Consider the following 10,695-nt stretch of genomic DNA (forward strand, 5'->3'; position numbering starts at 1 on the left):
CATGAGTATTATTCAACAATTAACACAAATTGATCTTTTTAAACGTAATAAATTTACTGGTGATTGGGAAACTGGTATATTTGTTGGTCGTCCATTTCGACTTAGTTATACGAAAGCAGAAATATTAGTTGCTGACGCTTGGAAACAAAAAGCTAAAGGCATTCCTCAAGGATGTTTTTTACTAGCTTATTATGATAATGAACTTGATAAAAAAAACGATATTGAAGCAGTATTACTTAGAGTGATTCAACCAACAAAACTACCAACAGATCAAGACGTTATAAAAAGTATGGTTGAATATTATAAAGATGATATTAAAACAGGAGACAATAAAAAATCTCAGTTAGACACTTTCACTCGTTATGAATTTTCTTTTAGTGGTTTAGAATGTTCAATTTTAGGCTCTTTTTATATTGACGAAAAGGGTAAAACTCGTTTTGGTGCAGATTTAGAAAACTTTTATAGCGCACATAATTACTCTGTTGTTAAACCTTCAGCAGATATTTTAAAAGGTATTGTTAACTATAGAGAGAATGGAACTCCCGGAGGCTCTGGAGATATCAAAATAGGTAAAGTTCGCTATAGTTCTAGTCGTCGTTTTCAGCAGCAAGAAGAAGATGTAATGGTTTATGTTCAAGCTCCAGATTTTGCAGGAAAAAGAACTGCTCTCTTTGGAATGACTAGAACAGGAAAATCTAACACAGTTAAAAAGATTATTCAATCTTGTGTTGAGATGAGTAATAACGCACCTCTTACTTTGGATAAAAGTCAAGAAACTCCAGAGGAAGTTCTTAAACCTTTAACAGAAGATAATAATCCCAAATACCCTATAGGACAAATTATTTTTGATATTAATGGAGAATATGCTAATCCTAATCTTCAAGATCAAGGTACAGCAATTTTTGATTTATATCAAGAACAAACAGTTAGATATTCAACTGTTCCCAAGGAAGGTTTTAGGGAGATGAAGGTAAATTTCTATAAAGAAATTGAAAATGGCTTTGAATTAATTAAAAGTTATCCTAGTATTTCAGATAGTTCTAGTGGTTATATTAAAAGTTTTACTTCTATAGATTTAATAAAACCTGAAGATTATCATACAAACATATCAAAGAAATCACGTTATGATTGTTTAGTAGCTGTTTATCTTTGCTGCTTATATAGAGCGGGTTTTAAGGCTGAAAGTAATTTCACAGTCAAATTTACAGCTAACATAGATATTCGTAATCTTGTTAATCCATCTATTGATCCATCTTCAGGACTAAATCTTGAACAAGCAGCAAATTGGTGGGAAAGTCTCTGGGAAATTTATGATAAAGATCCAGATGAAACTTTTAAAAAGTATAAAGATAAAAAAGGACATGAATGGGCTAATGAAGACCTCAAATCTATGTTGACTATACTGACTCGTAAAAGTAAATCAGGAGGAAATGCAAGTTTGTTGGGTTTTCGTATCCTTAAACCTATTTTAGAGCAGCATACTAGCACTATTCAAGAGCCATTCGATCAAGATATTCTGAATAATTTAAGACAAGGTAAAATTGTCATAGTTGATCTTTCACTGGGTAATTCTGCAATACAAGCTATGTTTAGTGAAAGAATTTGTCAAAGAGTCTTTGCTGATGCGATAAGTCGTTTTACTAGCACTTCTCCTAATAATTTTATTCAGTTTTACTTTGAAGAAGCACATAACCTTTTTCCTAAAAAAGATGATAAAGATTTATCACAAATTTATAACAGATTAGCTAAAGAAGGAGCAAAATTGAATCTTGGTTTAATCTATGCTACTCAAGAAGTAAGTTCTATTAGTAGTAATATTCTAAAAGCAACTCAAAACTGGTTTATTTCTCATTTAAACAATGAGGATGAAATTAAAGAATTGAGGAAATATTATGATTTTAGCGATTTTACAGAAAGTTTAATTCGTTTTAGTCAGGATACAGATAAAGGCTTTGTTCGTATGAAAACTTACAGCAATTCTTTTGTTATTCCTGTTCAAATTGATCGCTTTCCTCCTGAAAACTAAATTTAGTATAAAGAAGGTTTAAAACTATGGGATATACAAGTAAAAATAACCGTCGTCCTTTTGAAAGTGCAAGTAAAGCTTCGCATCATCATATTATTAATGATCCTGAAGTTCAAGCAGTAATGCAAAGAATTGAAGAACCTCCTCAAGTTGATGATATTTCTATAGAACAATTAATTCAAGATTTTGAACCACCTGACAATAATCCTATAGAAGCTATTATTGCTGTAGATGGTGGTTATACAGAAGTAGTTTTAAATAAAGATTTTCCTTCTCGAAGTATCCATTTCTTACAGTTTGGAGCATTATTTTTCAAATTAGAGGATCTAGCTGAAATTGACTCATTAGCTTTTATTGATCCTAAAGATATGGCTAAATTAAAAAACATTCAACGTTTAAAATTAGCTTTACCTACTCGTAATTTATGTTTCAAAGATACTAATACTTTAAAGGAAACTGTATTAAAAGCGATTTATGAGTTTTTCCTTAAAAGTAATTTAGATGAAGATAAAAGTTTAATAGATACTTTAGCATGGTTTGTATTTCGTAGATATAAACTAGGGAAAAAAACAGAACAAGATAAGTGTCGTACTTTAAAGAAAAATCCCTTAAGTGAAGATGGCAATTCAGTAGATTTAAGAGAAGAAGAAATGAATAGTGATTATACATTTACCTGTCCTGAAACTGGGGGCAAAATTTACCTAACTGATATTTTTCGTTTTTATGAAATTCTTGATGAAGAAACTGGAGCAGAGGGAATTTTAGGTTATTTAGTTAATGTAATTGAACATATAATTATTATTCATATTATTCGTTTATTAATAAATAAACAACCAGAAATGCTCAGAAAAGTTTTGTTTATTAAAGATGGTTCAACTGGTTTTTTCGGACAAACGGCTCAACTTCATGAACCAATGATAGATTTAGTAAACTGGCTTTTTGATAAACACAATATTTTATTAGCTGGATTGGAAAAAAGTGGAGCTTTTGTTGATCATGCTCAAGATATACAAAATAAATTAGAATCTGGAAAAGCACTTATTTTAAGTGATAATTATATTTATCGCTATATTTTACCCGGAACAGGTGATCCCAAAAATCCTTATGCTCATACTAGCAACTATGGACATAAAGTAATTTTTAAAACAAGAAATGGACAAATGTATGTTGTCGCAGTTCCAGTCAAAGAACTTAAGAAAAATCCAACTATTAATGATTTACCAAATTTACAAATAATACTTGATAATGTAGAAAAATTACATTGTGATATGTATGATTCTGCTTTATTCCCTGTAGCTTTAGTTAATAAATTAGTAAGTCTTTCTGCACATCCCAGTCAAGGGATTCTCAAGAAATTTGCTAGTCAAAATATTAATTAAAAGGTTTGAAAGTCTTATCAGTTAGGTATTCTAAATATTTATATTTGAGTGCTTCTTATTTGATTCAATCACTAGATAAACTAAAATGGTTTGTGGGCTAGGTCTAAGTAGACAAGCTACCCAAACACACGGCATGAAGCCGACGTTCGCCCACACCTATATTATATCATTTATAATTGGAAATTTCAAATATTTGGCTTGAGCATTTCCACCCCACACCCTTTGAGAACCCGCAGTGTTCTATCTCTAATCTCTGCTACCGTTCCCTTAGTCATTTGATACTTCAAATGCTCAATAATTGCGGCAAATAACTCCTTTCCACTACATTCTTGCGGTATTTGGATATAAGCAACAGGCACAGTTGGCGGTTTTCCCGCTTCTTGTTTGGGTTTGTGCCTGAGTCTGTAGGCATCACAACCCATAGTTTTACCCGTTCTTGACTCTCCTAGCACCCTACCAGACTACCGTGATTGTCGCTTACCATCTAACCAATCATGGAGCATTTTCACCTGTTCCAATAGAATAAAACTTTTCCGATTCAATCGGTGAATTTCTGCTTGTAATTTCTCATCATTCGGGAAGAATATCACCTAATTCTTGAGCAACACTTTGGGCTTGTTGTGAAGTCATGATTTACCACCCGTAATCTTCGCGCATTTGTTCATCATCAAAAACCGAGAGAAAAACCAATGCAGATTTAATATGGTAAATATGTACTATCACCGCTAGAGAATAGCAGCAAAAGCATGGTTCGCACCACCTTACCCAACCCTCGAAAAGCTTGATCAAGAGGATTTTTCCGACTATAGCTACCCAACTTACGCAGTAGCATCTAATATTCTGTAGCTAAAAGTACAGTTGATTTGAGGATGTCATGAGATGATCCATAAAAAGATAGAGATTTATGTAAGTTAGACACACAAAACAACCTAGTTTCGGTGACAGAAATATAAATTACGACTAAGGAAAAAGCTACAACCTTTGATATTACTTGCAAATTTTTAATTTACATAAAGCGGACAATATTAAGTATATAATTTGCTATCTTGCATTAATTAATAATTAATACTCTTTTGGGGTTTGGTGGTAAAAACCACGCATTTTTTCAGATTTTGATTAAGGTTTGCCTTCAGTAAAAATATCACCTATGCAAGTCCATCTAACTAATCGGCAGCAAAATATACTTTGGGCGACTATACGCCATTACATTGCGACAGCAGAGCCTGTTGGCTCTAAAGCTTTAATTGAAGGATTTGATTTAGGTATTAGCTCGGCTACTATTCGCAATGTGATGGGTGTTTTAGAAAAATCAGGGTTACTTTATCAACCACATACTTCTGCGGGAAGAATTCCTTCTGATTCTGGTTATCGGATTTATGTTGACCAACTAATTAAACCATCAGAAACTTTAGCTAAAGAGGTAGAAACGGCATTACAAAGACATTTGCATTGGGAAGATTGGAGTTTAGAGGCTTTATTACAAGGTGCAGCCCAAATTTTAGCAACATTAAGCGGCTGTATTACTTTAATTACTATGCCACAAACCACGACAGCAAAGTTACGACATTTGCAACTAGTGCAAATTGAATCCGGGAAGATTATGTTGATTGTGGTGACAGATAGTTATGAAACCCATTCTAAGGTGATGGATTTATTTTCAATATCATCAGTAACTAAACCTGAACCGGAGGTAATTGATCATCAATTGCAGATAGTTTCTAACTTTTTGAATAGTCATTTACGAGGAAGGAGTTTATTAGAATTAGGCTACCTTGACTGGAGTGAATTAGATCAAGAATTTCGAGTTTATGGCGAATTTTTGAAAAGTTCTTTGGTAGAATTGACTCATCGCGCTCTTGCACCAACGACTACACAAATTATGGTGCGGGGGATTGGAGAGGTCTTACGACAACCTGAGTTTTCTCAAGTACAGCAGGTGCAGACAATTATGCAATTGTTGGAAGAAGAACAAGACCAACTTTGGCATTTAATTTGTGAAAAAACAGAAATGGATGATACAAATAAGTCTAAAGTAACGGTGCGGATTGGGACAGAAAATCCTCTTGAACCTATTCGCACCTGTACTTTGATTTCTGCTATTTATCGTCGGGGTTCTGTGCCAGTGGGAAGTGTGGGAGTTTTAGGTCCAACTAGGTTAGACTATGAGAGTGCGATCGCTGTGGTCGCAGCAGCAGCAAATTATCTCTCGGAAGCTTTTAGTTAATTTCCATAAATTCATGATCAGAAAAATCACTTTTGGCTTACTATGGCTAGGATTTGTTTCCTATGCCTTTTTCTTTGCTCCTCCTGAACAACCGGATACTTTTGAGTTGATAAAAAATCTCTCTACAGGAAATTGGCAAGGGATTAATCCGCTGATTATATGTTTATTTAATATCATGGGAATTTGGCCTTTTATATATAGTGCAGTGGTATTTTTTGATGGTAGAGGTCAAAAAATACCTGCTTGGCCATTTGCTAGTGCTGCTTTTGCCATTGGGGCTTTTGGGCTTTTACCATATTTAGCTTTAAGAGAACCCAATCAAAAGTTTGTAGGGGAAAAAAAATTATTTCTCAAATTACTAGATTCTCGCATTTTTGGAATTTTATTAACTTTAGGTGCGGCGGTTTTATTTACCTATAGTTTACAGGGAGACTGGGGTAATTTTCGACAACAGTGGGAAACCAGCCGATTTATTCACGTCATGAGTTTGGATTTTATCATCTTGAGTCTATTATTTCCCACGTTGTTAAGAGATGATATGACAAGACGAGGTTGGCAAAATAATCAGTTATTTTGGTTATTTGCGATCATTCCTGTGTTTGGAGCTTTGATGTATCTGTGTGTGCGTCCACCTATAGATATAGAAAATCAAAAAGGAGTTGAGACAACAATACTCCACTAACTCCTGACTACTAAAATTAAAAAGGTAAGTATCCAGTTGTGAACAACATCTACTGAAATTACAGGAGACAAAAAATGTTTAATCGCATGATGGGAAAAACTCGCTATATTGTCTGTCGTTTGTTCTTGCATTTAAACGGAGAAGAAGTAGCGCCAATCTTAGGTGTCCTCAACAGTAGTGCTAGAACAGCGATTAATGCTGACGGTGATCTGGATATTTTAGGAGAAGAATTAGTGCAACTGTGCCAAACTTTCCTACAATATGATGAATATTGGTTTGCTGCTGCTAATGAAGGTGATGTCTTTTGGAATCAAGGGGAAGCAGGAGATTATGTCAATGAACTATTCACAGACTCAGCCCAAAGATATGGGGCTAATCTTGATTTTAATTCCACTTCCTCAAATCAGCCCTTATCACTTCCTGTCACCCGTAACATCGTTGTCATGATTACAGTCGCTGCTGAAGGGGAAATTACCGAGTTAGAAACTGATTTAGCCAACATCCCAGCTTTGAAAGCAGCCTTTAAAGCCGTAATTAATCTACACTACAAACATAAACTCCGCGCTATCCAAGTGCATTTTTCTCCAGCCCAATTAGGTGATGAACTTTCCAGTGATCAATTATTGGAATATTATCCAGAATTGATCCCACTGTAAATGATTCGTTAGTCTGTAATTAGTACCCGAAAACAAACATGAACACAATGATTATCAGTATACTACGTAAACTTACAGTTGTTTGTTTAGCCTTAACTTTGTGCTTAACAACTGTCGCTTGCGGGGGAGGAAACCAAGCTAATTCTCCAACTAAGAATATTAGCCAAACTGCTACTCCCACCAAGTTAAATGATGGTCAGTATGAAGTACAACAGGGTACATACAATGATGCCAATGGTGAGTATACCTTGTTTTTACTCAATAACAATCCCCCCAGCTTTGCCACAGAAAAGCTGCAAATGGCACGATTGACTGATGATGAAATCAAAGCAGGTAAGAAAACTTACTTAAAAGTAGAAAATAGTCAGCCAGTCTTATACATGACCGAGGACTTCAAACTTGAGTACGTCCACAACGTCACCGAAACCAGAAACAATCCCCAAACCGGACAACCGGAAACTGTGATTGTGCGCCAACAAAGTAGCTTTTGGGCCCCTTTTGCAGGAGCTTTAGTTGGTAACGTCGCTGGTCAAGCTATTGGTAGTATGTTGTTTAGACCTCAATATTATGTTCCCCCCGTTTATCAGCCAGGTGGGATCATGAATGGTCATGGTGGCTATGGTTCTAGCTATGATTCGGCTGTTTCTAGTTACCGTTCTCGCTACAATGAACCACCCGCAGCAGTGAGAAATCGCACCACTTTCCGCACTACAGGAAACATCAGAAATTCGTCTTCAGGAACCGCCAACCGGACTACAACAACTGGACGAGCTTCTGGTTCTGGTTTTGGTGGTAGTACCCTTACACCTTCTGGTAATTCTAGCTCTACTCGCCGCAATTCTGGTAGTAGTTTTGGTAGTGGTGGCCGTTCTTCAAGTCGCCGTTCTTCCGGTTTTGGTAGTAGAAGAAGATAGGAAATTTCTGTATTAACTCTTGATTCGTAGGTTGGGTTGTGGAACGTTTACTTTCGCCAGCAATGGTACGTATCTCTGACGGGAGGCGTTAGCCATAACCCAACATGAGCGTTGGGTTGCGCTATCGCTTCACCCAACCTACACAAAATGCTAAAACTTCAAGTCTTTAGCATTGACACTAATAGACTGAGGATTTTGATTTGTCACTGATTGTGCTAATTTGCCATTAGAAAGAACAGCAATGGCACGGGTATATTGGGGATCGCTATTTGTACCAATTAAATTCGGATTAGAAGCTAATTGGCGTTCTTGAGTTTGGGTCAAGTCTAGCTTGATATCGGGGGCAATCCCTTTATGATTGATATCTGTACCATTGGGTGTATAGTAATGGGCAATAGTCACTGCTAAACCTGAACCGTCTCCTAGTTCATGGACTGACTGTACCAAAGCCTTCCCAAAGGTTTGACTACCAACAACTACAGCCCGTTTATTATCCTTGAGTGCGCCGGTGAGGATTTCACTAGCACTGGCGGAATTACCATCAACTAAAATTGCTAAAGGTAGTTTGGTAATGGCTGTCCGATTAGCTTGTGTTTGAGCGCTCGATCCTTTGCGGTCTACGGTTTTGACGATATGACCGTCATCTAACCACATCCTGGCAATTTCTATACTCGCATTTAACAAACCACCGGGATTACCTCGCAAATCTAAAACGTAGGAATCAACTTTTTGGTCGTTCAACTTGCGAATGGCTACACGCATTTGATCAGCGGCATGAGAGCTAAACTCTTGTAATCTAATATACCCAACTTTCCGACCAGCTTCTTGTTTGAGGGTATATCGGACTGTGGGAACTTCTATTGTCGCCCTGGTTAATTTAACTTTAAATTTGTTATTTGGTCTTTCTACATCCAAACTAACAGAAGTACCTATCTGCCCACGAATCAACTTTGAGGCATCTTCCACGCTCATTTTCAGGGTAGATTTACCATCAATTGCGATAATCTCATCACCTGATTTGAGTCCGGCTGTCAGGGCTGGAGAATTTTCTATCGCTTCAATAACCGTGAGGCGTTTGGTTTTTTCGTTTAGTTGCATCCGAATCCCAATCCCGGATACTTCCCCAGATGTTTGACTAGTCAAGGATTCATATTGTTTGGGGTTCATAAACCGGGTGTAGGGATCACCTAGTTTCTGTAAAGCTTCGCGGATTGCTACATAAGCCTCGTCTTTAGAAGTATAGTCTTTACTTAATAGGCTTTGTCTGATTGCTTGCCAATCTTGTTGGTTAAATTTTTCATCAACATATTCACGATTCACCAACTGCCAAACTTGGTCAACTAAGGCTTTCGGACTGTCTTGTAAAGCCGCATGAACTGAGCGTGTCAAAGCTTGACCAAATACAGATATAGTAGCAGTTGTGGCGATCGCTCCACCAATCAGGGCAGCTTGGAGCGGTGAGTAACGTTTCACAGATTGGTTCATGTATATTAGTTGAAATAGTTGTGTTTTTGACAGTTTATCAATCAGAATTTTCTGATGTTTTCTAGTTTTTTTTATCCTAATAACCTTGATACTTCATCTATCTTTTGGTTTTTTGTTAATGATGAGTGAGATATTTTATTTGTCGGTTAACAAATACGGTTCGAGTTGATCAGTTTTTTTTTACAGAACAACACGAGTATTTAACACTTAGATGAGTGTCATTTGTAAATGCCCAATTATCTTCTTCACCATAGCACTTTCTTGGCTTAGTAGCTGTGATTTACATCAATAGATAGTTAAAGTTTTATTAATTATTTATAAGGGAAATGCCGAAAACCCTTGAAGATGTAGCTGACTTAGGAAGCTACATCTGTGCTTTAGCCAAGGGATGAAGGCTAGTTGCAGGATTTATCCTGCATTGACACGGGATCTGGCAGACTGTCTATCCAATCTTCTATCACTCTCGTTACAGAATATTCTTTTTGTTCGGCTAATAACTTTAGTTTATGGGATCTGCGCGGTGTCGTTCTAATTCTTATATATTCAGTCTTCATTTTGTCTCCTATTTGCTTCCTATCTATGTTACTATATTAATAGGTCGTAAACAAATAAAACAATGATAGTCCTAGAGTATAAAGTTAAGGGTAAACAGCACCAATATAATGCGATAGACGATGCAATTCGGACTACCCAATTCGTTCGGAATAAAGCAATTAGGTATTGGATGGATGCACCCCGTGAGCTAAAAATTGATAAGTTTGCTCTTAATAAATACTCTACTGAACAACGGATAGAATTTCCCTTTACTGCTGAGTTAAACTCAATGGCTGTACAATCAGCCGCAGAGAGGGCTTGGTCTGCTATATCAAGGTTTTACGACAACTGTAAATCAGGCAAACATGGCAAAGAGGGATTCCCACAATTTCAGAAAGATTGCCGTTCCGTTGAATATAAAACATCAGGCTGGAAGCTACATAAAACCAAGCGACGTATTACTTTTACCGACAAGAAAGGAATTGGTGAACTCAAATTATTAGGTAAATGGGATATTCAATCCTACGAGCTTAAAGACATTAAAAGAGTGCGCTTAATCCGTCGTGCAGATGGATATTATGCTCAGTTTTGTATCGGCATTGACGTTGTAGATATTCAACCGAAAACGGGTGTAGACATAGGTTTAGATGTTGGTATTGAGTCATTTTACACTGACTCTAACGGGCATCACGAACCTAACCCTAAGTTTTTGAGGAAAGCTGAAAAATCTATCAAACATTCTCAAAAACGGATTTACAAAAAAGTCAAAGGTTCTAGCGGTAGGAAAAAAGCTAG

General features: G+C 36.4%; 11 protein-coding genes. 7 read left to right on the forward strand and 4 right to left on the reverse strand.

The features are described from left to right. The first annotated feature begins 1 nt into the window (after position 1). Complete coding sequence (locus tag AN490_RS18900) at positions 2-2,026, forward strand: DUF87 domain-containing protein (RefSeq protein WP_300006456.1); 2,025 nt, start codon at positions 2-4, stop codon at positions 2,024-2,026. Positions 2,027-2,052: 26 nt separating this feature from the next. Beyond that, a complete protein-coding gene (locus tag AN490_RS18905; protein WP_300006457.1) occupies positions 2,053-3,405 on the forward strand; it encodes a NurA domain-containing protein in 1,353 nt (450 codons plus the stop codon). 185 nt (positions 3,406-3,590) lie between these two features. On the opposite strand, the gene AN490_RS18910 is transcribed toward AN490_RS18905, so the two are convergent. From AN490_RS18910 to AN490_RS18920, 3 genes are all read right to left on the reverse strand, one after another. Beyond that, positions 3,591-3,857 carry a TniB family NTP-binding protein gene (locus tag AN490_RS18910; protein WP_300006458.1) on the reverse strand — a complete coding sequence of 89 codons (267 nt, stop codon included), beginning with the start codon at positions 3,855-3,857 and terminating at the stop codon, positions 3,591-3,593. Positions 3,858-3,866: 9 nt separating this feature from the next. Beyond that, complete coding sequence (locus tag AN490_RS18915) at positions 3,867-3,995, reverse strand: hypothetical protein (RefSeq protein WP_256370257.1); 129 nt, start codon at positions 3,993-3,995, stop codon at positions 3,867-3,869. A 107-nt stretch (positions 3,996-4,102) separates the two neighbouring features. Continuing rightward, positions 4,103-4,237 carry a Tn3 family transposase gene (locus AN490_RS18920; protein ID WP_300006459.1) on the reverse strand — a complete coding sequence of 45 codons (135 nt, stop codon included), beginning with the start codon at positions 4,235-4,237 and terminating at the stop codon, positions 4,103-4,105. Between the two features lie 315 nt (positions 4,238-4,552). On the opposite strand from AN490_RS18920, the gene hrcA reads away from it, so the two are divergent. The 4 genes from hrcA to AN490_RS18940 all read left to right on the forward strand — a co-directional run bounded on the left by hrcA (position 4,553) and on the right by AN490_RS18940 (position 7,881). Further along, positions 4,553-5,629, forward strand: coding sequence for a heat-inducible transcriptional repressor HrcA (gene hrcA / locus AN490_RS18925; RefSeq protein WP_015079588.1), 1,077 nt, complete (start codon positions 4,553-4,555; stop codon positions 5,627-5,629). A gap of 13 nt (positions 5,630-5,642) precedes the next feature. After that, a complete protein-coding gene (locus AN490_RS18930; RefSeq protein ID WP_300006460.1) occupies positions 5,643-6,311 on the forward strand; it encodes a DUF2834 domain-containing protein in 669 nt (222 codons plus the stop codon). A gap of 74 nt (positions 6,312-6,385) precedes the next feature. Then, positions 6,386-6,967, forward strand: coding sequence for a DUF1517 domain-containing protein (locus AN490_RS18935; RefSeq protein ID WP_015079590.1), 582 nt, complete (start codon positions 6,386-6,388; stop codon positions 6,965-6,967). A gap of 47 nt (positions 6,968-7,014) precedes the next feature. Continuing rightward, complete coding sequence (locus AN490_RS18940; RefSeq protein ID WP_041458312.1) at positions 7,015-7,881, forward strand: hypothetical protein; 867 nt, start codon at positions 7,015-7,017, stop codon at positions 7,879-7,881. 150 nt (positions 7,882-8,031) lie between these two features. Here AN490_RS18940 and ctpB read toward each other — a convergent pair whose 3' ends face one another. Continuing rightward, positions 8,032-9,366 (reverse strand): carboxyl-terminal processing protease CtpB, encoded by a 1,335-nt coding sequence (gene ctpB / locus AN490_RS18945; protein WP_300006461.1) that lies wholly within the window; start codon positions 9,364-9,366, stop codon positions 8,032-8,034. A gap of 616 nt (positions 9,367-9,982) precedes the next feature. Between ctpB and AN490_RS18950 the strand changes: the two genes are divergently transcribed. Continuing rightward, positions 9,983-10,695: transposase (locus tag AN490_RS18950; RefSeq protein ID WP_300006462.1), on the forward strand; the 713-nt coding region annotated here is incomplete at its 3' end.

Origin of the sequence: Anabaena sp. AL09 (assembly GCF_001672255.1) — a bacterium.
Taxonomy (GTDB): domain Bacteria; phylum Cyanobacteriota; class Cyanobacteriia; order Cyanobacteriales; family Nostocaceae; genus Dolichospermum; species Dolichospermum lemmermannii.

What these genes read in the sequence shown, in the direction of transcription:
- AN490_RS18900 (WP_300006456.1), top strand. Translation starts at nt 2, where the DNA reads ATGAGTATTATTCAACAATTAACACAAATTGATCTTTTTAAACGTAAT.
- AN490_RS18905 (WP_300006457.1), top strand. Translation starts at nt 2,053, where the DNA reads ATGGGATATACAAGTAAAAATAACCGTCGTCCTTTTGAAAGTGCAAGT.
- AN490_RS18920 (WP_300006459.1), bottom strand. Translation starts at nt 4,237, where the DNA reads ATGCTACTGCGTAAGTTGGGTAGCTATAGTCGGAAAAATCCTCTTGAT.
- hrcA (WP_015079588.1), top strand. Translation starts at nt 4,553, where the DNA reads ATGCAAGTCCATCTAACTAATCGGCAGCAAAATATACTTTGGGCGACT.
- AN490_RS18930 (WP_300006460.1), top strand. Translation starts at nt 5,643, where the DNA reads ATGATCAGAAAAATCACTTTTGGCTTACTATGGCTAGGATTTGTTTCC.
- AN490_RS18935 (WP_015079590.1), top strand. Translation starts at nt 6,386, where the DNA reads ATGTTTAATCGCATGATGGGAAAAACTCGCTATATTGTCTGTCGTTTG.
- AN490_RS18940 (WP_041458312.1), top strand. Translation starts at nt 7,015, where the DNA reads ATGATTATCAGTATACTACGTAAACTTACAGTTGTTTGTTTAGCCTTA.
- ctpB (WP_300006461.1), bottom strand. Translation starts at nt 9,366, where the DNA reads ATGAACCAATCTGTGAAACGTTACTCACCGCTCCAAGCTGCCCTGATT.